We start from the raw sequence: 23,654 nt of genomic DNA, 5'->3' as shown, positions 1-23,654 counted from the left end.
CTTTTTATTTTCTGCAGCTCCCTCTCATGAACACTGACACACTGTTGTCAGTCTTGGTGTTCTACACTGTGATCAATCAAGTAATTATAGGATTGAGAGGAAGATGAATGTGAGTGGATCAAGGAACAAATCAAGCTTGGTAGTGGCAGGGCTGCTGCTCTCGATCCTGATGGCGTCGATGGATAATACGATTGTCGCTACAGCTATGGGAACCATCGTTGGAGAGCTTGGAGGACTAAATCATTTTGTATGGGTGACGGCTGCCTACATGGTCGCAGAGATGGCTGGCATGCCCATCTTCGGCAAGTTATCGGATATGTACGGACGCAAGCGGTTTTTTATTTTTGGTATGATCGTATTCATGATAGGCTCTGCATTATGCGGTACTGCTGGATCTATCGTGGAGCTTAGCATTTATCGCGCAATTCAAGGGATAGGCGCAGGTGCTCTTGTACCGATTACGTTCACGATACTGCTTGATACCGTAGCCCCAGAGAATCGGGGCAAGCTAATGGGATTGTTCGGAGCGGTATTCGGCATGTCGAGCGTATTCGGTCCGCTTCTAGGCGCATTCATTACGGACTACGTAAGCTGGCAATGGATCTTCTATATGAACCTGCCGCTTGGCGTTCTGTCATTCTTTCTGGTTGCAAAAGGGTATAAGGAATCCGCAATTCGTAATGCCGGTCGAATTGATTGGCTCGGTGCGACTACGCTTGTTGGCGCGATCGTCTGTCTCATGTTCGCACTAGAGCTAGGCGGCAAGCTGCTGGCTTGGACCTCGCTGCCGATTGTAGGACTTTTGAGTGGTTTCGCCGTTCTCTTCATTCTCTTTATCTTCGCAGAGAAACGGGCAGAGGAACCCATCATTTCATTCAGTATGTTCAAAATTCGCTTGTTCGCAGCCAGCACGATTATCGCAGTACTGAGCGGCGCGGCATTCATCGCAGCATCGGTATATTTGCCGATATTTATTCAAGGCGTCTTGGGAGGAACGGCTACCAATTCAGGGTTAATGCTGCTTCCAATGATGGTGGGTACGGTCATTACGGCGACAGTGGGCGGCTTCGTGATGGCTAAGCTGTCTTATCGAGTCATTCTGGTCTCTACACTTGCGCTGCTGGTCGTGGGACTGGGTTTATTGACGACTATCTCGATGGATTCTTCTAGACTTGTGGTCACGCTTTATATGATTATTGTGGGTCTTGGCATAGGCGCTTCCTTCTCGGTGCTTACGAATTCAGCTATTCACGGCATTGCCCCAGCACATAGAGGCGCGGCTACAGCTACGCTTAATTTCCTTCGGTCGTTCGGAATGATGATGGGCATAACCGTCTTCGGCATTGTGCAAAACCAAATCATGACGAACAGATTGACCGCTGTATTCCAAGACGGAACGAATGCGATGCCTCAAGGCGTTGATCCCAAAGACCCGTACGTTCTTATGGAGCCCGCGCTGCGCAGCGCGATTCCGGAGGGGATATTGGAGAAGATGCTGTCAGGCGTATCGTCCTCCATTACGGAAGTGTTCATGTGGGGCTTAATTCCTGCACTGCTGGCAGTAGGTGCGGCCTTCTTCATGGGGCGGGAAAAGCATGATCCGGCGGCAGAGACTGAGGCTTACGCGACAGCGCATTAATAGTAGAGAATGCGAAGGGCCTTTGGCTCTTCGTTTTTTTCTAAACGGATATCATAAATTATCGAAGGCTTGCATTAAATTGGTGTATAGGGAACCGATTTATGATAAAATATGGTCAATCTACTAGAAGAGGTGATTCATGCGTGATCGGACGCAGCGGTAATCCAACATTAAGGGACTCTACGTTCCCGAATTCCGGACAAGTAACCTCCGGACAACAAATGACGATTGAAGGAACAGTGAACAAATCGTTCATTATGCTCGCTATCCTGTTGGGTACAGCATTCTTCACATGGTCCATGTACAATAATGGGCAAGATGTTTTCGGTTTAATGATCGGCGGCGCTATTGCCGGCATTGTACTTGCAATAATTGTTTCGTTCAAGCCAACAACTGCACCCATTCTGGTTCCTATTTATGCAGCGTGCGAGGGCTTGTTCCTGGGAGCGCTCTCCGCTCACTACCAATCGCTTTATAACGGCATTACGCAGCAGGCGGCACTGCTGACAATGTGCGTATTTATAGCGATGTTGGTTGCTTACCGGTTCAGATTGATTCAAGCGACCAAAAACTTCAGGCTGGGTGTATTCGCAGCTACTGCAGGTATTGCGCTTGTATACTTGCTGAGCTTCGTACTTGGTTTCTTCGGACTCTCCGTTCCGTACCTGCACGATAATAGCTTGATCGGTATCGGTATCTCTTTGGTTATCGTAGTGGTAGCAGCGTTGAATTTGGTGCTGGACTTTGATTTCATTGAGTCGGGTGCAGAGCAAGGCGCGCCTAAGTACATGGAATGGTACGGCGCTTTCGGCCTGATGGTAACATTGGTATGGCTCTACATTGAGATGCTTCGCCTTCTGTCTAAGCTGGCTAGCCGCGATTAATCGCGACGAATCTCAAGGATTTTAGAATCAAATGCGAAGAGATGACGCTAACGTCATCTCTTTTTTAGTTTCTCAGCACCTAAAAGGGAGCAACGTTCGTCTTTACTTGTGTATAGGCTAAAAATGGGAATATGAAGTCAGGAGGATGTATGGATGAGAAACGTATGGGTAGCCAGTATTGTCACTTTGTTCATAGCATTGATCGTGTCCGGCTGCGTATCGAATGACGAGAGAAAGGTATCCCTTTATGAGATGAAAGACTTCTCTGAGGTCAAGGAGGGTTCTCTGCGAGTTGTGACTGATCCGAAGGAAATCGCGATGTGGCACAAGGCCATGAAGGATTCGATTCAGCAACTAGGCATCGTCGATATTATCAATCCCCAATATAAAGTGGATCTTGGAGATGGGGTTTATTATCTATGGAGCGAAGAGAATGCGGGTAGGGTGATGAATGTGCAAGACAGCCATACCATTCGTATACTAACCGAAAAGTATGCCAAAGAGGTTTACCTGGCGCTCCAGTCTCATTATCATAATTAACCCCATTGAGGGAACGGTTATTATGCAGATCGTAGGTGGAATCGCAGCAGTAGCAGTCGGTCATTATAGTTGTAAAAGATTGAATTCTATTGTACAAAGAGAGTAGGTGTCTGGTAAGGCAGGCGCATACTCTCTTTTTGGTATGGCTGCGTATTGGACGAGCATTGGAGGGTTCATATGTTATCCAGGGAAGAATGGTCGCAATATTGTATGGAGCATCGGGGTGCAAAGGAGGAGTATCCGTTTGGCCCGGAGCCGTTAGTGATGATGGTCGGCGGCAAAATGTTCGCTTTTTTCGGTGTGAATGAAGGGATCGTCAATATCACGTTGAAGTGCGAGCCTCATATGGCGGAATTGCTGCGGCTGGAGCATGAAGCGGTCAAGCCAGGATATCATATGAATAAAAAGCACTGGAATACGGTGACTATTGACGGGACGGTTCCGCCGGATGAATTGAAGTCTATGATCGATCATTCCTATGATTTGGTAGCTAGAAGCTTGACGAAGGCACAGCGAGCATTGCTTGCTGAAGGCGAGTCTTGGACATAGTTATTAATGAAAATCACTTTGCGAAAGGTGATTTTTTTATTAAAAAAAACGAAATATACAACTAAAGTGTATAGGCAGATTAGGCATAATTATGTAGAATAAACTTGGAAATTAAAGTTATTTTAGATTTATAGTCGGAATAGGAGGAATAATGATGAAAAAACAATGGGTGAAGGCTCTGGCAAGCGTGACGGTGATGTCTATGCTGCTGATGCTCATCGCTGGAGCGGCCTTTGCAGAGGGAACAAAAAAAGGTTTCTCTGATCTGGGCGCTGTTCCATGGGCACAGAAGGATATAAACAAAATGAATCTGCTTGATGTGGTGACGGGCGATTCCTCCGGTTCTTATCAACCTAATAACCCCGTCAGCCGTCAAGAGGCGGTAGCAATGACCGTCCGACTGCTTGGATTGGTGCCAGAAGCGGATGGCGCAGCAGCATCCATTTCACTGGAAGTTGATGACTGGGCGCAAACTAGCGTACAACTTGCCCTGGCGAACAAGCTTGTCGTAGCTTCCGAGGAATCAGTCCATCTTTGGGGAAGGACTGGGGCGAGTAGAGAATGGACGGCGCGGTTAATCGTCCGTGCAATAGAATGGAAATCGGGCAAGTCATTAGCATCATCGTCCAAAACAACGTTCACAGACGCGAAGGATATTTCGGCTTGGGCTGTGAGCTCGGTTCATGCAGCCGTAAATGCTGGATTGCTGAACGGTTATCCGGATGGTTCCTTTAAACCAGGTACTACATTAACGAGAGCACAAATGGCTGTATTGCTGAGCAATATGCTTCCACAATTATTTCTTGGAGATGAGAGCGTAGGCGCTGGCTATAAGCTGGGATCAGGCACTATCGTTACGATTGAAGGACAGAAGCTAAGCTTGAAAAATCGCGAAGGTAAGCTGGAAAGCTATACGCTGGATAAGACGGCGACGATCTATAATTATGCGAACAAAGAAGTAACGGCAGCGAGTCTGCAAGCCGGCGATCTAGTCAGCTTGGTTCATAAGAAAGGCGCGGCTGCGTTCGTAGAGATTAAGAGCGGCGCGCCGGGCGTGGTAGGTGATCAGGGTCCTCAGGGGCCGCAAGGACCGCAGGGACCGGATGGGCCTTCTGGCTCGACGGGCTCGCAAGGTCCGAAGGGCGACACGGGAGCAGCGGGTCCGGCAGGAGCGCAAGGACCGAAAGGCGACACGGGAGCAGCGGGTCCGGCAGGAGCGCAAGGTCCAAAAGGCGACACAGGAGCAGCGGGTCCGGCAGGAGCGCAAGGTCCGAAAGGCGACACGGGAGCAGCGGGTCCGGCAGGAACGCAAGGTCCGAAGGGCGATACAGGAGCAGCGGGTCCGGCAGGAGCGCAAGGTCCGAAAGGCGACACAGGAGCAGCGGGTCCGGCAGGAACGCAAGGTCCGAAGGGCGATACAGGAGCAACAGGTCCTGCAGGCCCGCAAGGTCCAATAGGTCCACAGGGTGTACAGGGGGATCCAGGTCAGGACGGAGCAGGAATTACCTCTTATGCTTATGCTGATGCTTCATCAACAACCATTGCTGTTATACTAGGCGGTACTCCCGTTCCATTCCCGAATAACAAAGTCCTGAATGGTGTGACGATGAGCGGCGACACAAGATTTACAGTTGGAGAGACAGGCACTTATTTCATTTCTTACAATGTTGAACTAACAGTTTCCTTATTAGTGAACACGGGTATATACGTGAATGATACTGCTATTCCAGGAAGCAGAATTGAACCTGTAACAAGTAAAAGCTCATTTTCAAAAACAATGATTGTTCCGCTTTCCGCAGGCAGTATTATTGACTTGAGGCTTTATGGACTGCTCGGTGCGGCTATGCTTAACGGTAATGGTGGAGCCAGCATTACCATTATGAAAATATCATAATAGCGAATTAAGATGAGCCGTTCCATAGCAGCTGCTGTTGCTATGGACGGCTCATTTTTTGTTTTTTTCTTCGAGCGATACTCAAGCTAAAGTCAAAATGATAGAATTTAGGATAGACATAACAGCTCGGGTGACGACTGGGGGGAACGGCGATAAAGGTTCAAATCGACATTAAGGATCAATATGACGAGACGGTTGTAACGATACAAGCGAAGGACTGGACGGAAGAAATTGCGGAACTGGTCAAGCGAATTAAAAGCCCGACGACCAAACGGTTAGTCGGAGTTCAGGAGGAGCGCTCGGTTCTGCTAGAGCCAAGCGAGATAGACTATGTATATGCAGAGAATCGAAAGGTATTTGCCTCGATGAATCGGCAGAGCATCGAGCTGAAGCTGAAGCTCTATGAAATTGAGGAACTGCTGATTCCACATCAATTTTTGCGCTTCTCCAAATCGGTTATTGGCAATGTAGATCAAATCGCCAGGTTTGAGGTATCCTTCAATGGCAACTTATGCGTCCACTTTAAGACGGGCAGTAAGGAGTATGTGTCGCGCGCTTACGTGGCTCAGCTCAAGCAGAAGCTCATATGGGGGGATAGCAAAGATGGTAATTGAAGTTATTAAGCGAGTGATGCTGGGATTCGGTTTTTCTGCTATTATCTTATTCGGCGTGCTGACAGGCCTTATGCTTAAGGATGCAGTCGTTCCTGCCAAGCTTTTATGGGGCAATCTGTCAGCGAGCATGATTATAGGCGCATATTTCGGTGTCGCTTCTTTTATCTTTGAATATGATCGTTGGAGCCCGCTCAAGCAGTTGACTGTTCATTTTTTGTTATCGATCGCGCTGTATTTCCCTATTTCCATCATGATGAATTGGATCCCGTTGCAGCCGCTCTCGATTGCATTGGGATTGATTATGTTTATCGTAATCTATTCCATCTTCTGGTCGGGATTTCGATACTACTTTAAGAAACAGGCAGAAGCGCTGAATGCTTCTGTTCGGAGGGGACGTTAAAGCAAATGAAGAGAAACAATAAGGAGGAAGATCAATGGGTTTTATCATTGTTATGCTTGTTTTGATTTTTGGCGTACTATTGAACATCAACTCCAAGATTCCGCCACGCGACCACACCAAAGAAGCTATGGAACGAGATTCGGCACGAAAAGAACAGGAATAGCTGTGCTGGGACAATGGTAAGAGCAGTGATCGACACTGCTCTTTTTTTTGTGCATAAACAACAGTCATCCATTCATGCATTTCAGACACGGTTAGCTGCAGGTTATCCCATATCGGTAGCGGGAATGAATGGAAGCTTGCATACTACAGGTATCGATAACGGCGATTACAGAGAGGGAGAAGATAGATGACGGATGTATTAAATGTTAGAGGAGTAACGAAAAGCTACGGAGGCCATCCAGCGTTAAAGGGAGTCGAACTGAAGGTCAAGCCAGGCAGTTGCTTCGGGCTGCTGGGTCCTAATGGAGCGGGCAAGTCTACCCTGATGAAGTTGTTGACCGGCATTATCGATGCGGATCAAGGAGTTATCGAATTATTTGGACTGAATATTCGCAAGGAGCTGCCTGCTATTCATCGGCTGATCGGTTATGTGCCGCAAGATATTACACTCTATGAGAAGCTGAGCGGGCGGCAGAATTTGACCTTCTTCGGGCAGATGCATGGCATAAGGGGATCGGAGCTGAAGAAGCGAATCGCACATGTGCTGGAAGCAGTGGGACTGACGGAGCGGGCGGGTGATGAAATAGCATCCTATTCAGGCGGCATGAAACGGCGTATTAATATTGCGGCGGCGCTGCTGCACCAGCCCAAGCTGGTCATTATGGATGAACCGACTGTCGGCATTGATCCCCAGTCACGAAATCATATTTTCGAGATGATCAGAAAGTTGCAAAGGGAAGGTGTGACGATTCTGTACTCCACGCACTACATGGAAGAAGTTGAAGCCTTATGCGATGAAGTAGCGATTATTGATCATGGCCAAATCGTATCCCAGGGAGGATTAAGGGAACTGCTGGAGCTTCATGCGGTGAAGGCGGTGTACGCGGAAGCGGCTGGCGTCTCGGAGCCGCCGGTTGTGGAGGGTGTCGTCAGGGCTACTCAGGAGGGCAGCGGCTGGGTATTGGAATGCGATCATCCACTGAAAGTGATGTCTGAGTTGTCTGCCCAATGGGCAGACGATGGTGTGATAGTGAAGGCGCTGGAGCTGATGCAGCCAACGCTGGACAGCGTATTCCTGAAGCTGACCGGTACGACACTTCGAGACTAGACTGCCTAACAAGGGGCGCAATCTTATGGATAACGATAAGGAAGGATGAACCGACATGATTAGTACGATTATACGCAAGGAGATCTTGTTAACACTGAAGGATAAAGGAGCTTTCTTCTGGCTGTTTGCGCTGCCTGTCCTGTTTATTGTCATCTTCTCTTCTATTTTCAGTGGAGCGGGAAGCATGACGTACAAGATTCCATATTACGATGCGGACGGCTCGACAGCCTCTGGCCAATTTGTCGAGCAATTAGGTGAGATTAAGGGCTTTGCATTGGAGGCTTATGAAGGCGGCTCGTTGGAGGATGGCATTAAGGAAATCAGGGATGGCTCCAGAAGCTATCTGCTAGTTGTACCTGCGGGGTATGGACAGTTAGCCGCTGCGGGTCAGACTGCGGAGATTGAGCTGTACCGGGATACGGTGGCCGATGAAGCGGTAGCGCCAGTCATGGCGTTGCTGGAGAGCGTGTCAGCCGGTTATCAGGACTACAAGCTGCGCAGCATACTTGCAGGTATGGGTCAGAACGAGGAAGCAATCAACTCGATTATGGAGCCTGCTATCTCGATCAAAGAAGTGAAGGAAAATGCAACGAAAGCGAATGCCGTGACGCAGATTGTTCCGGGCTATACCGTAATGTTTGTGTTCTTCATAATGATTAATATGATTCAAAATCTGCTGAAGGATCGTCGCTCGGGTATGCTCTCCAGGCTGCAGGGCACCCCGATGAAGCCTATTCATTACCTCGTTGGCATGTGGGTCCCGAATGTACTCGTCGTGCTGGTGCAATCCACAGTTCTGCTTACCTTCGGCCAGCTTGTCTACGGCTTGCAGCTTGGCCACCCGCTTGCAATTGCTGTAATTGTGCTGGCACTTGCCTTATGCGCAACGGGAATCGGTCTGATGCTGGCTCTGCTGGTCAGCAGTGAAAACATGGGGATCGCCATGGTTCAAATTATCGCCATGGGCGGCGCAATTGTCGGCGGGCTGTGGTTTCCGTATGATTTTCTGCCTAAGGCTGTACAGACAATCGGTCTATTCACACCGCAGTATTGGGCGCAGAAAGGCATGCAGGATGTGATGATTCGCGGTGCAGATATCGGCGGCATCGGCTGGACGCTGTTAATACTATTCGCCTTTGGCTTGGCAGGGCTTGGCGTGGCACTGCTTAGATTCAAGAAGTTTGCGCTCAAAACGACTTAGGGGAAGAGCAGATTTATTAAGTTCTATGTTGGAGCTGTCACAAAAGATCGGAGACGATCATGGTGGCAGCTTTTTTGCGCAGGCCACTGAACCCATACAGGGAAAGGACGGATAGAGAGGGGAGTACGTATGATAAACAAATGGCGGATCATGGTTGTGGCCTTATTTTTGCCGCCTAAAGAGACTACGCCGCGTTCGCCTGACCACGCTTATCATGCTATGATGAATCTTAATCATAGGGTGATGGAGGGCGGATAGACGAATGACGAATATACAACTGGGGTCGCTGGTACTCAATACGGAGCTGCTCGTCTATATGGCTGCCGGAATGATCGGTATATTGGCGCTTAGAGTGGGCGGCAAGGGCATGCATAAGGAAGAGCTGGAGAAAGATGTTTCGGTTGCATGGAGCGCCGTGTTTATCTGGATTGCAGTCTGGAAAGGAAGCCTGCTGCTGGTTGATCCGATGAGCGTTGTGCGCCAACCGATGTCTCTCCTGTTTTTCAGTGGAGGTCGATTAGGATTTTGGCTGGCTGTAGTTGCTGTGCTCCTTTGGTTCGGCTACAAATATAAGCGGCATGGCTTTAGTGGAGCAGGAGCTAGAATCGCGTTGCTGATGTCAGGATGGACGCTGATTTATGCGTTGTCTGTACTTATCTTTGATCGGGGTTCCTTCCATTACGGGCATAGCATGGGTCTGCTGCTCTCTCTATGCGGCTTGTTGCTGCTTCGCCGTCTGGATCGAATGGATCGCTGGCGGCAGAGCTGGGCGGAGGATAGTCAATTGGCCAAAAGAATGCTGACACAGGGGATAGTTGCGCTTGTGGTCATCGGTTTGCTTAGTTTCACGCTGCAAGATCAGGCTCAGTCAGGCTTTATCGCCAAGCTGATCGACGGCTCCGAGGCGGACGAAACCGTGGGGGCGCGTGAAGGACAGAAGGCTCCCGCATTCGAGCTGGTGAATTTGGCAGGCGAGGAGTTATCCCTTGAAGGGCAAAAAGGCAGTGTCGTGATCGTCAATTTCTGGACAACCTGGTGCAAGGTGTGCAAGACAGAGATGCCTCATGTACAGAAGCTGTATGAGTATTATGCCGCACAAGGTGACGCAGTGAAGCTGGTGTCGGTGAATGTGACGAGCCAGGAGGCCAGTGCTGTCGGCGTCGAGCGCTATATGGAGGATTACGGCTATAGCTTCCCTCTGGCGCTGGATATGAAAGGTGAAGCGGCGTATCAATACCGCGTAAAAGCCTACCCGGCGACCTTCATTATTGACTCGGACGGGGTCATTCGGGAGCGGATGCTGGGAGCTATCAGCTTCTCCGATATGAAGAAGCGTATCGATCGGGTGCTGGCAGCGGAGTAAGTCTTGTATTCGCTTCTTATTTTTGGGACAATAGGTAGCAGGTTGCGGGTCTGCCCAATAGGCTGGACCGGCATGGAATATAGAGGTTCTGGAAAGAGGAACGATCATGATTACAACATCCATCTATGGATTAACATTAGATCAATTGACAGCTTGGCTGGAGGAGAGAGGTCACCGAAAGTTCCGGGCACAGCAAGTATGGGATTGGCTGTACCGGAAGCGGGTTATCTCCTTTGACGACATGACCGATGTGAATGCGGACTGCATCACTCTGCTGAAGCAGCACTTCGCGATGAGTACCATGACGGAACATGTGAAGCAGGAGTCCAAGGACGGCACGATCAAGTTCCTGTTCAAGCTGTATGACGGCAACCTGATCGAAACGGTGCTGATGCGGCACAAGTTTGGTTTGTCCGTATGTGTGACGACGCAAGTCGGCTGCAATATCGGGTGCAGCTTCTGTGCCAGCGGACTTATTGCCAAAAGCCGAGATCTGTCCAGCGGCGAAATTGTGGAGCAGCTTATGCGGGTGCAACTGGCTTTGGACGCTTCCGGTTTGGGCGAGCGAGTGAGTCATATTGTCGTCATGGGCATTGGTGAGCCGTTCGATAACTTCCAGCACATGGGCGACTTTATCCGTGTCGTGAAGGATCATAAGGGATTAGCTATCGGAGCGCGTCATATTACGGTATCGACGAGCGGCCTGGCCGGCAAGATCAGAGAGTTCGCCGACAGCGATCTGGGTGTCAACCTGGCGATATCTCTGCATGCCCCGAACAATGAGCTTCGCACGCGTATTATGAAGATCAACAAAGCGATTCCGATCGAGAAGCTAATGGACGCCCTCGATTATTATTTGGAGACCACCAATCGCCGGATGACGATCGAATATATTCTACTCAAGGACGTGAACGACGGCGTGGAGCAGGCGCTGGAGCTGGCAGAGCTGATGCGCGAGCGCAGCAAGCTGGTGAACGTCAATCTGATTCCCTACAATCCGGTTGATGAACATAGCCAATATCAGCGCAGCGAGCAAGAGTCCATCCGGGCGTTCTATGATGTGCTCAAGAAGCAAGGCATTAGCGTCAGTGTCAGGCTGGAGCATGGTGCTGATATCGATGCGGCATGCGGACAGCTTCGAAGCAAGCAGATGCGTGCGGCGAACGAATAATGGGGTGAAGAAAAGGTCGAGATAGAGGCGCATTGCCTCTAAGACTCGACCTTTTTTATTTGCTGTTTTGTTTATTTTCCTCGAATAGCCCGTTATTTAATGGCGATATAAATATCAACCTGAGCGGAGGAAGGGTCTGCTGCGCGTTCGCCGTAGTATTCGAAATCTCCGGTGAAGGCTCGCTCCACTTCTGAATGTGCGAACCAATACCAGATATCTTCCCATGCCCGGTACACTACGCTTTGGATAGGGCCCTTCTCCGTTGTGAAGACGGCATACTTAGCTGATGGTACCGCAACGGTGCCAAGGTTGAGGCTTGGATCGATTTCAGGCGTTCCTACTTGCGCCCCTGCGATCAAGTCGTAACGGCCTGCAGTTCCGTTCTCGTAATTGCAATAACAGGCGTAGGCGTCACCGTCTGTACGAACCGCAACCAACTGGCTCTGAACGTCAGGGCTGTAGAAACGGCTCCATAGTTCCCCAATTTGTCCTTGGCCGCTTATCTCATCGGCATTGGTTGTCGTGATGGCGATACCGGCGATAGTGAATGCCTGCTTCTCTTCGATTCGAGCCGGCTGCAGCCTGTCCCGATTCGGCGACCAGCGCTTCAATCCTGGCAGCTGCTGTTGCAGAATGGCTTTCGCCGCAGAAGCTTCCATTCCGGTCTCGACCATGTGAGGCACACAAATGTCGATCATATCCTCCACTGATAATTCCGGTTGAACGAACGCTCCGTCCGAGTAGCAATACTTGCAGTAATCCGACGAACGCTCGCCGTTCAGCTCCGTTCCCCCAATATCTTGTTCCAACATGGGCATGCTGCAGCTTTGACAAAAGACGGGCTGCTGATGCTCCTGATTCATTATACTCATCGCATTCACTCTCCTCTTGGGATATGCCTTAAGTATAAAGAACCTAACTTGACAGCCCACTGTCAGGTTAGGTTTTATCTTTTCTATATACTTGCACAATTTGTGCCGCACGATTCTCAAGAATTTCCCGCAAATAAGGCGGATGCAGAACTTCTGCCGCTGGCCCGAAGCTTAGAAGAAAGCCATAGAGCCATTCGTTCTCAGGGAAAAATGTTACAACAACGCAACCGCCGCTTTCAAGAGGCTGCAGCTCTTCGATGTCGAACCATTCTTCAGCCAGATGCATGGCTTGAGGGTAGAAGCGGAGAGTAACCTCAATGTGGCCGCCCGTATCATACCATACTTCACCGACACGCTCATCCTTTGCGGGTAAGGCCCTGCGGCCGAAGGTCTGCTTCAGGGTCGTGAGGTTTTTTATACGCAGCAACTTGAAGATACGGAATTGTTTCCGTTCATGACAATAGGCTTGCAGATACCAGTGCTTGCCTTTCCATATAAGGGTATGCGGTTCGACGGTGCGCTGCGAAAGCTCGCCTTCCGCATTCGAATAGCGGAATTGAACAAGAATCGACTGATCGATCGCGTCCTTCAGTACTGCTTGCTTCTGTTCCAGCGGGCCTCTCTTGTCCCAAGGAGAATAGTCGATCAGAATTTGATTTGTCTTCTTATGGAATGCTTCGGCACTGTCAGGAGTAACGATGCTTGTAATCTTCTCCATCAGAAGATGATTATGGTGTTGGTCATAAGTGGTCGATATACTGCGAAGCGCGGTTACGATAGAGGCAAGCTCGTCATTGGTCAGAACGTTGCGATCCAGTTTGTAGCCGTCGGCAAGTCCGATCCCGCCGTTGGTTCCCTGGAAGGTCACGATGGGAATGCCGGACTGGTTAATCGCTTCAATGTCACGATAGATAGTTCTTACCGATACCTCGAATCGATCCGCCAGCTCCTTGGCCTGAACGATACGGCGATTAAGCAGCAGGATAACAATGGACAAGAGACGGTCAAGCTTCATGGGGCAGTCCTCCGAGTGTGGCCTATTTGCTCCATTGTAATCGATCGTACGGATGTGCCGCTACTTGTGTAAGATCTTTACCATAAATCAACGGGTTTTCTCAAAAAGCTGTTGCTTCGTTTCACGGAAAACAGAATATAACACAGGAGCAGCAAGTTGAAGGAGTTGACATTATGCTTCATGGATTGCAGGCAATAACGGATCGCTTTCCGCTTCTCGAAGCGATGGATATAGCTCAGCGTATAGTATTGACGCGCCAGCGTATAGCTGGACAGTAGCAGCAGTCGCTTGCGGTCATGCCAATTGCATTCTTCAATTTTTCTTCTCAAATATTGCTTGAATGCGAGCGCCTGCAGCCCCGCTGTTTCGAGCTTTTGGAGTACCGCTTTGTCGAGATGCAGCCTATCGGGATCGACTTTTCTGCGATCAACGAAAAAGTAAATGCTGTCAGGCGACAGATTGTAGATGGAATGAGGCTTCATGTGAAGCGATATCCGGCATTGATCGAAGAAGTTAATCATAAAAGCGGAATCTTCCCCGATGTGGAATTCCTCCAGAAACATGCCGCAAGGTTGAAGCTTTTCCCGTTTGAATACCATCGTATTGATGTGAAAAATGCATAAGGTGTCTTTGACATAACGTTCGAAGAGGCCCGTATGCATGACGGCAACGTCATCGCTGTGCTGGTGGAAGGAGCGCTTGATGGCCTCCAGCCGTTCCCTTTGATGCGGCTCCTCGAAGGCATCGATTAACGCGTCGCCTTGGCGCTCCAACCACAATGCGAAGCCTACGTCGGCCTGTGTTTCCCTTATCATGCGCAAAGTTTCTTCCAAATGAAAAGGGAGCCACTCATCGTCGGAGTCCAGAAAGGCGATAAAGTCCCCTTTTGCTTGCAGCATACCGGTATTGCGAGCGCCGCCGACGCCTTTGGTTCGCTCGTTCGCGATACACTGAATCCGACTGTCGCGTTCCGCAAGCTCGGCTACCACTTCCTTGGTCGTATCCGTGCTTCGGTCATCCACCACGATAAGCTCCCAGTTGCCGTAGCTCTGCGCCGTGACGGACGCAATAGCGGCAGGCAGAGTCTGGGCGCGATTATAAGCGGGCATAATGACGCTGACTAACGGATGGGTATTCACAGTAAAACGCCTCCCTTGTGTAGAAGTTGGGTTCCTGGTTTTTCTCTCACCAAAGATTAAGAGGTCTTTTCAAAAAGTTGTTGCCCTTGCCGCGGATGAACAAGATATGAAACATCAATAGTATATTGAACAAGTTGACATTATGCCGCATCGACAGAAAGCAATAACGCAGCGCTTTTCGTTTGTTCGGCTTATTGATATAGCTTAATGTGTAATATTGTCTGGCAAGATTATAGTTGGTGTATAAATGCAGCTTTTTTTGATTGTCCAGTTGGGGGGAACGTTTCACTAGGGCTTGCATATCCAGCCTCATCTTAATGGTTTGCAAACCAACGAATTCAATTTTGTCGAATAGTTCCTTTTGCAGGTGCAGCGTATCGGGATCGAGAAGGCGCCTGTCACAAAACAAATAGACGCTGTCCGGAGATTGATTGTAGGTGAGGTGGTATTTGGTAATTAGCGCGATTCGGCAGTGGTCAAAAAATTGGATCATAAAGGAGGTATCTTCGCCGATGCTGAATTGTTCGTTGAATAAGCCGAAGTTGTGGAGGAGCTCTTTTTTAAAAACCATCGTGCTGATGCAGTAAAAGTGTCGGGGATTGATAATAAACCGCTCTAACAACCCTTTTTCGATAATGATGCCGTCGCCCAGAGTCTCGTATTGTTCTTTCATCTCTCTCAGCAAACTCTGTTCCAGTTCGTTATCGAAGCTCTTATAATTTTTCGATTCATGACGTTCTACCCATAACGCGAAACAAATGTCCGCGCGGGATTCATTCATCATATGAATACTGTCCTTCAGATGATGCGGATACCATTGGTCATCGGAATCGAGGAATGCGATGCAGGCTCCCTGTGCGTTCATCAACCCGCAGTTTCGTGCACCTCCGACTCCTTTTGTACGGTCATTGACCAGAAATCGAATGCGGCTGTCGCTCGAACAGTAAGATTCTACAACTTCTTGTGTATGATCGCTGCATCGATCGCTAACCACAAGCAGTTCCCAATTTTGATAGGTTTGATCGATAACGGATTGAATAGAGGTAGGAAGAATGGCTGCTCGATTATAAGTAGGAATAATGATACTGATTAACGGTTCATGGTTCATGGTTTCATCCCTTTCTTGTTCCGATTTTGCTAGTCCAAGCATAGGAAGTCTTTGATAGTGTAAATTTTAAAAATTTTCTAGTCAAGGTACTAAAAGGTTAAATTGTAAGTGGTTCTATAGACGGAGATGGAGAAACAATCTTATTGGTTTCTATAGCTTAATTTAAGATTTTCTTTAAGATCGCTTATATTTCGCTTGTTATAGTGGAGGAAGTGAAAGACAAGGCGATTGGAAAGGTGTGATCAGACATGATTGAACTATCTGGGATCAGTCATCAATTTATAATTGGCAAGCGGGGCAAAGAGAAGGTCGTGCCCGTATTGCATGATATTGATTTGTGTGTGGCAAAAGGAGAAATCGTCGCAATTGTAGGCCGAAGCGGCTCCGGGAAGTCGACGCTGCTTAATCTAATGTCCGGCTATATCCGTCCTTCGGCTGGAGAAATTAAGGTAGGCGACAAGGATGTGACGAAGCTGAGTGAGGGAGAATGGGCGGACTTCCGCTTGTCGAATTACGGCTTTATCTTTCAGAGCTTTCAGTTGATTGGCAGCATGACCGCTTTCGAGAACGTCGAGTTGCCGCTTGTACTGAAAGGAGTAGGGGTCACAGAGAGAAAACAGCGTGTCCTGAAATTAATGGAGCAAGTAGGAATCGCTGAATTTGCCAACCACTACCCAAGCGAGCTATCAGGCGGACAGCAGCAGCGTGTATCTGTAGCCAGATCGCTTATTCTGGAACCTCCTATCGTGCTGGCAGACGAGCCATCGGGAAGCCTTGACAGTGAGAATGAGAAGACGTTGCTAACGATGATTAGACAGCTTAATCATGAGCTGGGTATTACATTTGTAATCATCACCCACGATGAGCAGGTTGCTTCGATTGCACATCGGGCGATTCGCTTGCAGGACGGAAAGCTCGTCCCAAATGTAAAGGATCAATGGCCTGGGGTACACATGGGATATACGCGATTAGGAGGAGAGTACGAATGAAGCTAGGGGATCAATTCCGGTTCGTCCGGCAAAATATGAAGAAAAACAAAACCAGGCTGTTCATGACGGTACTCGCCACCGCGATGGGCTGCTCGTTCCTTATTGTTCTTGCATCCGTAGGATTCGGTTTACAGCAAAGCATCGTAGATAAAATCGTAGGCGACCGACTGGTGACGGCAATTGATATCTACTCCAAGGATCCTAACAAGCATAAAGAAGATACGAGGCTGTATGACGCAGATATTAAGGATATCGGCACTCTGCCTAATGTAAAAGCCGTTACGTATCGTAATTTTATCGGGCAATGGATGGATCCTTTCATCGAAGGAGAGCAGGTGCATGGCGACCGAACCTATCAAGTTGACTTTAAAGCCGAGGAGCGCGCGGGCTTCGGGTTAAGCGCGGGCAGAATGCCGCAGAAGGAAAATGAAATCGTGCTCGGCTACAATATTCGTCAGCAAAATAATGACCAAGGGGTGCCGAGCGAGTATTTGGATGCTTCGGAATGGCTCGATAAGACCATTGTGCTCCAGGTCGGATACTACGAGGATGGAGAGTTGAAGAAGAAGCCGATCGAGGCAGTAGTTGTCGGTATTACGGAGAAATCGACCAAAGAGTGGAAGATGGATCAGGCACTATATGTAGGCGTAGACTTGATGGAGCAGATAGAAGCGACTACAGGTACACAGAATGGCGAGCTGCCTTATGTACAGGAGGGCTCTACTCCTGAACAAATCGCCGCACTAATGGGAGACATGCCTAAGCCGAGTGAGAAGAGAAGCTATAATCAAGTTCAGGTCATCGCGGGCCATGCGAATAACGTGAAGGGAATTGCCGAGGCGCTGCGTGACAAGGGCTACTACAACCATTCGATCGCGGATGAGCTGAAGCAAGTGAATCTAATGTTTCTGATTATGAAGATCGGGTTGATCTTCATTGGTACGATTGCCGTTCTTATCGCATCGATCGGTATTTTCAATACGATGACAATGGCGGTGACGGAGCGTGCGCAAGATATCGGCATTATGAAGGCGATTGGAGCTCATCCCTCCGTCATCCGTAAAATATTTTTGCTGGAGAGTGCATGGATTGGCATTATGGGGGCGATTATTGGTACGGTCGTATCTTATGGCATTTCGTTTGCCGTCAACGCAGGTTTGCCGATATTGATTCAGACGTTCATGGAAGAAGAAGTGCCGGCAGGCTTCCTGTTCTCTGTCATTCCACCGTACCTGACCTTGCTGGCTTGCACCATCGCGCTTGGCGTGGCGATGCTGTCGGGCTATCGTCCGGCGCTGAGAGCGACACGCATTGATGTGTTGAGAGCACTGCGCAGAGACGTATAACCCATCCCTTGCCGGCATATGGTGATGCGGTAAGGATAAATTAATCATAGATAGTGGAGGGTTATCCCAAAGTCATGGATCATGACAGGGATAGCCCTCTTATTATTTATGACCCTTCTCAATAGATAGCTAACCGATTATAATGCGAGTGAACGGGTAAACTGTCCTCATTTCTGGAAGACAAGCTGCGGTTCGGGAATTATCGCGTTAACAAGGGTATCGAAAAATTAAAATGACAATCGCCATTGACCGGCATGGTCAATGAAGAATATAATAGCATTGACCACTATGGTCAATTCTGTCCTCTGTCCTCTCTGCTTGCCGGCAGCGCAAGGGGATGGTGTTCTATTCGCGAATAGGAGGCATATCCATTTGTTTACTAAGTTTCTGAGCATTGAGGAAGAAAAGCGCGAGCGCGTCATTAACGCCGCATTGAAGGAATTTGCAATAAAAGGCTACACGGCTGCATCGACGAATGAGATTGCGAAGGAAGCAAGCATCTCAAAGGGGCTTGTCTTTCATTATTTTAAAAGCAAGAAGGACTTATACTTTTTTCTGTATGACCATACGCTTGAGGTGGTGAACACGGAGCTTCGGGAGGCGGTGGATCTGCTGGAGACGGATGTGTTCGTTCGGATGCAGCAAGTTGCCAGGCTGAATTTGGCGGTATACAGCAAGTATCCAAGCATGATGGATTACTTAAAGAGCGTGTACCTGGAGGATGCCGAGGAGGTCAAGACGGACCTTCTGGAGCGGATTCAGGGCCTGTCAACTGGCGAGTACGGACATCTGTTTTCCGGCATTGACATGACGAAGTTCAAGGATGGGGTTAGTCCGGAGCAGGCCATCAATGTCATTCTATGGACGGTTGAGGGACTGGGCGAGCAATATAAAGGGCGCAGCAGGCTTACCGGCGGAGTGCTTGATATGGATGCGATTATGGATGAATTTGACCGGTACATGGAGATGTTCAAAACCACCTTCTACAAGTAACGTATGGGCGCATGGAGGATGAAAACGGGAGGAATCGGGATGCCGATCATCGAGTTGAATCGCCTGACGAAGACGTATGGAGGAGCGCGCGGAATTCACGATCTGACCTTTCAAGTAGAGGAAGGGGAAATTTTCGGATTTATCGGTCCGAATGGAGCAGGCAAGTCAACGACCATTCGAACGATGCTGGGTCTCATCTATCCAACGAGCGGAAGCGCGAAAATATTCGGCAAAGATTGCGTACAGCACGGACCGGACATTAAGCGCAGCATCGGATATTTGCCCTCAGAGGTGTTTTATTATGACAATATGCGAGTGAAGGACCTGCTTCAATACTCGGCGAGCTTTTACAAGAAGGATTGCCGCAAGCGAATGGTGGAGCTAGCGGAGCTGCTGGAGCTGGATTTGAACAAAAAAATCGATGACCTTTCTCTTGGCAACAAAAAGAAGGTAGGCATTGTGCAGGGTCTGCTGCATGAGCCGAAGCTCATTATTTTGGACGAACCGACGAGCGGACTGGATCCTCTTATGCAGCAAAGGTTTTTCGGCTTATTGGAGGAGGAGAACCGGAAGGGAGCGACGATTCTGTTCTCGTCCCATATTCTGAGCGAAGTGCAGCGGCTTTGTGACCGTGTCGCGATTATTAAGGAAGGACGGCTTATTGCGCTGGAGAAGATGAGCGATCTGAAGGGCAGCACCTATAAGAAGTTTAAGCTGCAAGTAAAGGATGATCTTCCTGAGGCCGTGTTTGCGATTGAAGGCGTGACGGAATGGGCGATGAAGAACGGTGAGGCGAGCTTTCTGTTCAAAGGCGACATTAACGTCGTTATGCGTATAATAGCGGAGCTGGATCTGCTTAACCTCTGGGTGGAGGAACCGGATCTGGAGGAAATCTTCATGCATTACTATGCGAAGGAGGCATGAAGGATGAATATGTATCTTTATGAGCTCAGGGCATATCGTAATGTGACGATAATCTGGATAGCTTCTATAGTAGGGTTTGTGCTGCTTATGATGTCGATGTATCCCACTTTCGCGAGCGATGCGGAAGCTTTTATGGAATTGTTCGCATCCATGCCGGATTCAGTCGTGCAGGCAATGGGAATTGGGATCGACTCTATTGCCTCTTTGCTAGGTTACTATTCGTATATTTTTCTGTACGTGTTATTATGCGGTGCTATACAGGCGATGCATCTGGGGGGCTCGATTTTGTCAAAAGAGACCCGGGAGAAGACAGCAGACTTTCTTCTTGCCAAGCCGGTAACACGGGTAGCGATTATGACTTCGAAGCTATTGGCTGCGCTGACGCTTCTTCTTGCTACGAACGCGATCTACTTTGCGGCTGCCAGTCTTATTGCCGCCATGGTTGCGCAGGAGCCTTACGATTACGGGGCGTTTGCACTCATATCCTTTTCTTTGCTCCTGTTGCAGCTGATTTTTCTGGCGATGGGAATCGCAGCGGCGTTACTCCTGCCCCGAATGAAGACGGTATTGCCGGTTACGCTTGGTACGGTATTTGCTTTCTTCGTCTTGACGTTTATCGGTTCCTCCACGGGTGACGGGCTGCTGCGTTATGCAACGCCGTTCCATTATTATGACCGGGCTTATATGATCCAGCATGGCGGTTATGAGACCGGTTTTGTGACGGCTTCGATTGTCATTATCGTGGCTTGCACCTTGTTTGGGTATAGACGTTATCAGAAGAGAGATGTCCATGCGGTATAACGGGGGGGATGTGCAATGAATCTGTATGGGAGAGAGATGAGGGCGCATCGGAAGTCGCTGCTCATCTGGATTGCGGGTATCATCGTCATGCTAACCATAGGTATGGGGGAGTATACGAGCATGGAGGAATCGGGCAACGCGATGAACGCTTTACTAGCAGATATGCCCAAGGCGCTTAAGGCGTTAATGGGCATAGGCGAGCTCGATATAGGAACGCCGCTAGGCTATTATGGTGTACTGTTTCTATATCTGCTGCTTATGGCGGCGATTCATGCTTCTATGTTGGGTGCGGCTATTCTATCCAAGGAGGAGCGGGATAAAACGGCAGAATTTCTGCTCGCGAAGCCGCTGTCCCGAAGAAGGCTGCTTGTGTATAAACTATTGGCAGCGCTGACGAATGTCGTCATATTCAATGTTGTGATGCTGGTCAGTTCTCTCTTGGTCGTAGGCGCTTACGGGCAGGGTGAAACGACCGCTCCGGCGATTGTATTTCTCCTGATGGGCATGCTGCTGGTACAGGTCGTATTCCTGACGGTCGGCATGGCAATTGCGGGGGCAGGCCGACAGCCGAAGCGGGCAGTAGCTTTTTCCGCCTCTGCGATGCTGCTTACGTTTCTGCTGTCGATGGCGATTGAAATAAGCGGGCATATCGATTATTTGCGTTTTCTCACGCCGTTCCAATATGTCGATGCTGCGGTTGTGATGGATACAGGAATTGAAGCAAGTTACACGCTTCTATCCCTCGGCATATCAGCGCTATCTCTTATTATTCTATTTGTAGGCTACAATCGAAGAGATATGAAATAGAGATAGGGATGAATAGTGTAGGCGACGGGCCCAATTGGCTTTGTCGCTTTTTTTTGCGGATCGGGAACCTTGGCGTCGTATGGTGTGTCTAATTGGGTAGAGGTGATGGGATTGGAGCAGCAGTATTGGAAGTTCGTTGATCGGTATTCGACCGACCATCTAAGCGAACTGATGCAGGTTCACGGACAGGAAGTGTGGAATTATGCTTATTTTCTGACCAAGCACCAGGATTGGGCCGACGATATTACGCAGGATGTATTCTTGAGGATCTACCGCAGTCCCAATACGTTCCGCGGCGAGTCATCCGTACGGACATGGTTGTTCGCAATTACGCGTAATTGCGTATTCAACTACAGGAGATCCGCGTTTCTTCGCAAAGTTACATTGATGGGGCGCGTGAAGCATTCAGGCGAAGCTCCTTCTGCAGAATCGGAAGCACTTGCTAACCAATATATAGACGAGATATGGGAATCGGTGATGGCTTTGCCGGCCAAGTATCGCGAGGTACTTATCCTCGATGCAAGATATGAGCTGAGCTTGAAGGAGATCGCCGATATTACGGGACTATCCATAGGCACGGTAAAGTCTCGCTTGTCTCGCGCACGGCGCAAAGCAGCTGAGATCTGGAAGGGAGGGGTAGTCTATGAATGATACTAGACCAGAGTGGTACGAACGAATGAAGAGAGGGCCGATGCGAGAGAGGACATTTACAGAGGAGAAGATGGGCGAAATCGTGAGACAGGCCGAAGGGGATGCTGCTGGAGGAAAAGACCGCTTCATACGGTGGTATATGGTAATTGGAGGGGCAATGGTAGTCGCTCTAATGGTCATGATCCTCTCGCAGTCGAACCCCCTCCGTTGGTTGGGGCCGGAGCTCGCAGGCCCGGGGCCGAGTCCTATGCCTACGATAGAGTCGTTTATGCCTTCGGAGGCGCCGACGGAAAGCTCCGTTCCGCAGTCGAACATCGGCTATGTAAAAGGCGAGGCGGGCGCTTTCACATCACCGGAGTATATGCCTATGACTGGCCCTGCTTTCGTTGCTATCCCCGGTATTCAGTACGACGTGATTGAGCAGAGCGGAGAATTTGTGAAAATCGCAGCGAACGGACGTGAGGGCTGGGTGTATAAATGGTATTTGACGGCTGATCGGGATGAGCGTTCCGTTATCTCTGTAGATCCTTATACGATGCTTATCAAGACGCCTGTGACATTTGGCATGTATCCGGACGAGGCGGAATTGTCCGGCTATGAGCTTGAGGCAGGGAAGGCCGCTCGAGTGACAAAGGAATACGAGGAATGGGTCAGTATCGAGATCATAACCTATGATCAGTCTTATGTGGGCGATAGATGGGTTCGAAAAACAGCGCTTGAGCCGTGGAATTCATCCAAGGCGAAGGAAGGCCGCTTAAGGCCAGGAGGCATTGTTCGAAGCGAACACGGGGAGGTGAACCCACTTGAAGGATATAGTCATATCTTTATCCGCGAGCAACTTGAGGACGGGAGGTATGGGATTGGCGCGCCGGGCGGGTTTACCGGATACATCCGTGCCGAGGATTTTATGCCGAATCCGTTCCTGCCTGCACCGTGGGAGACGTGGTCCTTTATATCGCAGGATGAGGAAGACCGCTATCGCGAATATGCGAAGAACAGGGACGAGGAACAGCTGCGCGCTCTTGTACCGCTAGAGGTCTTCAAATACTATGTAAAAGCTTCTGAAGCGGAAGATTTCGAGACGGTCTATGGCCTATTTATGAAGGATGATGGGTATGAGTTGCCAAGCTATGAGAGCTATCTTGGCGACTTATCCAAGGATGAGGAAGGCCGGAATCGTTCCAAGCAGCAATGGGCGGCATGGAGAGAACACGATCAGCTTTATGAAGAGATCAATGGCGACCAGGCGGTAATCCATATGACTCATCGGGAAGAAGAGAAAGATACGAGAGGCTTCCAGTTGGTTAAAAACAGGGATGGCATATGGAAAGTGGCATGGATGCCTATGCAATAACTGTGGTTTGAATAGGTATCAAGAGAAGGAGAAGAGGGATCATCCGATGGCGGAGTGGTCCCTCTTTGTCATATCTATAAGTGAATCCGTGTAGCGTCAGTCGTATGTATTCCTGTAGCTGCATGTACTG

General features: G+C 49.2%; 25 protein-coding genes. 21 read left to right on the top strand and 4 right to left on the bottom strand.

Going from position 1 to position 23,654, the window contains the following annotated elements; genetic code table 11:
- Positions 1-109 precede the first annotated feature (109 nt).
- The 13 genes from DX130_RS19125 to rlmN all read left to right on the top strand — a co-directional run bounded on the left by DX130_RS19125 (position 110) and on the right by rlmN (position 11,525).
- Entirely contained in the window at positions 110-1,639 is a 1,530-nt protein-coding gene (locus DX130_RS19125) for an MDR family MFS transporter (protein WP_116048499.1), read from the top strand.
- A gap of 143 nt (positions 1,640-1,782) precedes the next feature.
- A complete protein-coding gene (locus DX130_RS19120) occupies positions 1,783-2,523 on the top strand; it encodes a Bax inhibitor-1/YccA family protein (protein ID WP_206098858.1) in 741 nt (246 codons plus the stop codon).
- Between the two features lie 153 nt (positions 2,524-2,676).
- Positions 2,677-3,063 (top strand): hypothetical protein, encoded by a 387-nt coding sequence (locus DX130_RS19115; protein WP_116048100.1) that lies wholly within the window; start codon positions 2,677-2,679, stop codon positions 3,061-3,063.
- A 177-nt stretch (positions 3,064-3,240) separates the two neighbouring features.
- The gene (locus DX130_RS19110) at positions 3,241-3,612 is read left to right on the top strand and encodes an MmcQ/YjbR family DNA-binding protein (RefSeq protein ID WP_116048098.1); all 372 of its coding nucleotides are present in this window, start codon (positions 3,241-3,243) and stop codon (positions 3,610-3,612) included.
- A 154-nt stretch (positions 3,613-3,766) separates the two neighbouring features.
- Positions 3,767-5,506: a BclA C-terminal domain-containing protein gene (locus DX130_RS27260; protein WP_165861366.1), complete on the top strand. Its 1,740-nt coding sequence runs from the start codon at positions 3,767-3,769 to the stop codon at positions 5,504-5,506.
- Positions 5,507-5,643: 137 nt separating this feature from the next.
- Positions 5,644-6,120, top strand: coding sequence for a LytTR family DNA-binding domain-containing protein (locus DX130_RS27340; RefSeq protein WP_338068650.1), 477 nt, complete (start codon positions 5,644-5,646; stop codon positions 6,118-6,120).
- Positions 6,110-6,520, top strand: coding sequence for a DUF3021 domain-containing protein (locus DX130_RS19095; protein WP_165861365.1), 411 nt, complete (start codon positions 6,110-6,112; stop codon positions 6,518-6,520). Before DX130_RS27340 ends, DX130_RS19095 begins: the two co-directional genes overlap by 11 nt.
- Before the next feature lie 34 nt (positions 6,521-6,554).
- The gene (locus DX130_RS27255) at positions 6,555-6,683 is read left to right on the top strand and encodes a hypothetical protein (protein ID WP_276310905.1); all 129 of its coding nucleotides are present in this window, start codon (positions 6,555-6,557) and stop codon (positions 6,681-6,683) included.
- 186 nt (positions 6,684-6,869) lie between these two features.
- Positions 6,870-7,790 (top strand): ABC transporter ATP-binding protein, encoded by a 921-nt coding sequence (locus DX130_RS19090; RefSeq protein WP_116048091.1) that lies wholly within the window; start codon positions 6,870-6,872, stop codon positions 7,788-7,790.
- Between the two features lie 55 nt (positions 7,791-7,845).
- Positions 7,846-8,991 carry an ABC transporter permease gene (locus tag DX130_RS19085; RefSeq protein ID WP_116048089.1) on the top strand — a complete coding sequence of 382 codons (1,146 nt, stop codon included), beginning with the start codon at positions 7,846-7,848 and terminating at the stop codon, positions 8,989-8,991.
- A gap of 129 nt (positions 8,992-9,120) precedes the next feature.
- Positions 9,121-9,249, top strand: coding sequence for a hypothetical protein (locus DX130_RS27250; RefSeq protein ID WP_276310904.1), 129 nt, complete (start codon positions 9,121-9,123; stop codon positions 9,247-9,249).
- Between the two features lie 4 nt (positions 9,250-9,253).
- Complete coding sequence (locus tag DX130_RS19080) at positions 9,254-10,354, top strand: TlpA family protein disulfide reductase (RefSeq protein WP_116048087.1); 1,101 nt, start codon at positions 9,254-9,256, stop codon at positions 10,352-10,354.
- A gap of 106 nt (positions 10,355-10,460) precedes the next feature.
- Positions 10,461-11,525, top strand: coding sequence for a dual-specificity RNA methyltransferase RlmN (gene rlmN / locus DX130_RS19075; protein ID WP_116048085.1), 1,065 nt, complete (start codon positions 10,461-10,463; stop codon positions 11,523-11,525).
- Between the two features lie 92 nt (positions 11,526-11,617).
- Here the strand turns inward: rlmN and DX130_RS19070 are convergent, their stop codons facing one another.
- The 4 genes from DX130_RS19070 to DX130_RS19055 form a co-directional block, all read right to left on the bottom strand.
- The gene (locus tag DX130_RS19070; protein WP_240644590.1) at positions 11,618-12,397 is read right to left on the bottom strand and encodes a zinc ribbon domain-containing protein; all 780 of its coding nucleotides are present in this window, start codon (positions 12,395-12,397) and stop codon (positions 11,618-11,620) included.
- 67 nt (positions 12,398-12,464) lie between these two features.
- Entirely contained in the window at positions 12,465-13,412 is a 948-nt protein-coding gene (locus DX130_RS19065) for a helix-turn-helix transcriptional regulator (RefSeq protein WP_116048084.1), read from the bottom strand.
- A gap of 77 nt (positions 13,413-13,489) precedes the next feature.
- Positions 13,490-14,551, bottom strand: a complete 1,062-nt coding sequence (locus DX130_RS19060) for a glycosyltransferase family 2 protein (RefSeq protein ID WP_116048082.1) — start codon at positions 14,549-14,551, stop codon at positions 13,490-13,492.
- Between the two features lie 46 nt (positions 14,552-14,597).
- Positions 14,598-15,659, bottom strand: coding sequence for a glycosyltransferase family 2 protein (locus DX130_RS19055; protein ID WP_116048081.1), 1,062 nt, complete (start codon positions 15,657-15,659; stop codon positions 14,598-14,600).
- A gap of 248 nt (positions 15,660-15,907) precedes the next feature.
- Here DX130_RS19055 and DX130_RS19050 point away from each other — a divergent pair, with 248 nt between their 5' ends.
- From DX130_RS19050 to DX130_RS19015, 8 genes are all read left to right on the top strand, one after another.
- Positions 15,908-16,648: an ABC transporter ATP-binding protein gene (locus DX130_RS19050; protein WP_116048079.1), complete on the top strand. Its 741-nt coding sequence runs from the start codon at positions 15,908-15,910 to the stop codon at positions 16,646-16,648.
- Positions 16,645-17,994: an ABC transporter permease gene (locus tag DX130_RS19045; protein WP_116048078.1), complete on the top strand. Its 1,350-nt coding sequence runs from the start codon at positions 16,645-16,647 to the stop codon at positions 17,992-17,994. Before DX130_RS19050 ends, DX130_RS19045 begins: the two co-directional genes overlap by 4 nt.
- 372 nt (positions 17,995-18,366) lie before the next feature.
- Positions 18,367-18,987, top strand: a complete 621-nt coding sequence (locus tag DX130_RS19040; protein WP_165861364.1) for a TetR/AcrR family transcriptional regulator — start codon at positions 18,367-18,369, stop codon at positions 18,985-18,987.
- Positions 18,988-19,026: 39 nt separating this feature from the next.
- Positions 19,027-19,911, top strand: coding sequence for an ABC transporter ATP-binding protein (locus DX130_RS19035; protein ID WP_116048075.1), 885 nt, complete (start codon positions 19,027-19,029; stop codon positions 19,909-19,911).
- Between the two features lie 3 nt (positions 19,912-19,914).
- On the top strand, positions 19,915-20,712 hold the full coding sequence (locus DX130_RS19030; protein WP_116048073.1) for an ABC transporter permease subunit: 798 nt from the start codon (positions 19,915-19,917) through the stop codon (positions 20,710-20,712).
- A gap of 15 nt (positions 20,713-20,727) precedes the next feature.
- Complete coding sequence (locus tag DX130_RS19025) at positions 20,728-21,519, top strand: ABC transporter permease subunit (RefSeq protein WP_116048072.1); 792 nt, start codon at positions 20,728-20,730, stop codon at positions 21,517-21,519.
- An 84-nt stretch (positions 21,520-21,603) separates the two neighbouring features.
- Positions 21,604-22,170 (top strand): RNA polymerase sigma factor, encoded by a 567-nt coding sequence (locus DX130_RS19020; RefSeq protein WP_240644589.1) that lies wholly within the window; start codon positions 21,604-21,606, stop codon positions 22,168-22,170.
- Positions 22,163-23,524 (top strand): SH3 domain-containing protein, encoded by a 1,362-nt coding sequence (locus DX130_RS19015; RefSeq protein ID WP_116048070.1) that lies wholly within the window; start codon positions 22,163-22,165, stop codon positions 23,522-23,524. The genes DX130_RS19020 and DX130_RS19015 overlap by 8 nt, the downstream gene beginning before the upstream one ends.
- The last annotated feature ends 130 nt before the right edge of the window (positions 23,525-23,654 follow it).

This window comes from Paenibacillus paeoniae (genome assembly GCF_003388735.1).
GTDB classification, from domain to species: Bacteria; Bacillota; Bacilli; order Paenibacillales; family Paenibacillaceae; genus Pristimantibacillus; species Pristimantibacillus paeoniae.
The sequence above is the reverse complement of the archived record's forward strand: the minus strand, read 5'-3'. Positions and strand labels throughout refer to the sequence as shown.

Coding starts and splice junctions, on each gene's coding strand:
- DX130_RS27255 (WP_276310905.1), top strand. CDS start 6,555: ATGGGTTTTATCATTGTTATGCTTGTTTTGATTTTTGGCGTACTATTG.
- DX130_RS19090 (WP_116048091.1), top strand. CDS start 6,870: ATGACGGATGTATTAAATGTTAGAGGAGTAACGAAAAGCTACGGAGGC.
- DX130_RS19080 (WP_116048087.1), top strand. CDS start 9,254: ATGACGAATATACAACTGGGGTCGCTGGTACTCAATACGGAGCTGCTC.
- DX130_RS19070 (WP_240644590.1), bottom strand. CDS start 12,397: ATGAGTATAATGAATCAGGAGCATCAGCAGCCCGTCTTTTGTCAAAGC.
- DX130_RS19050 (WP_116048079.1), top strand. CDS start 15,908: ATGATTGAACTATCTGGGATCAGTCATCAATTTATAATTGGCAAGCGG.
- DX130_RS19110 (WP_116048098.1), top strand. CDS start 3,241: ATGTTATCCAGGGAAGAATGGTCGCAATATTGTATGGAGCATCGGGGT.
- DX130_RS27260 (WP_165861366.1), top strand. CDS start 3,767: ATGAAAAAACAATGGGTGAAGGCTCTGGCAAGCGTGACGGTGATGTCT.
- DX130_RS19035 (WP_116048075.1), top strand. CDS start 19,027: ATGCCGATCATCGAGTTGAATCGCCTGACGAAGACGTATGGAGGAGCG.
- DX130_RS19065 (WP_116048084.1), bottom strand. CDS start 13,412: ATGAAGCTTGACCGTCTCTTGTCCATTGTTATCCTGCTGCTTAATCGC.
- DX130_RS19015 (WP_116048070.1), top strand. CDS start 22,163: ATGAATGATACTAGACCAGAGTGGTACGAACGAATGAAGAGAGGGCCG.
- DX130_RS19030 (WP_116048073.1), top strand. CDS start 19,915: ATGAATATGTATCTTTATGAGCTCAGGGCATATCGTAATGTGACGATA.
- DX130_RS19115 (WP_116048100.1), top strand. CDS start 2,677: ATGAGAAACGTATGGGTAGCCAGTATTGTCACTTTGTTCATAGCATTG.
- DX130_RS19085 (WP_116048089.1), top strand. CDS start 7,846: ATGATTAGTACGATTATACGCAAGGAGATCTTGTTAACACTGAAGGAT.
- rlmN (WP_116048085.1), top strand. CDS start 10,461: ATGATTACAACATCCATCTATGGATTAACATTAGATCAATTGACAGCT.
- DX130_RS19055 (WP_116048081.1), bottom strand. CDS start 15,659: ATGAACCATGAACCGTTAATCAGTATCATTATTCCTACTTATAATCGA.
- DX130_RS27250 (WP_276310904.1), top strand. CDS start 9,121: ATGATAAACAAATGGCGGATCATGGTTGTGGCCTTATTTTTGCCGCCT.
- DX130_RS19095 (WP_165861365.1), top strand. CDS start 6,110: ATGGTAATTGAAGTTATTAAGCGAGTGATGCTGGGATTCGGTTTTTCT.
- DX130_RS19025 (WP_116048072.1), top strand. CDS start 20,728: ATGAATCTGTATGGGAGAGAGATGAGGGCGCATCGGAAGTCGCTGCTC.
- DX130_RS19045 (WP_116048078.1), top strand. CDS start 16,645: ATGAAGCTAGGGGATCAATTCCGGTTCGTCCGGCAAAATATGAAGAAA.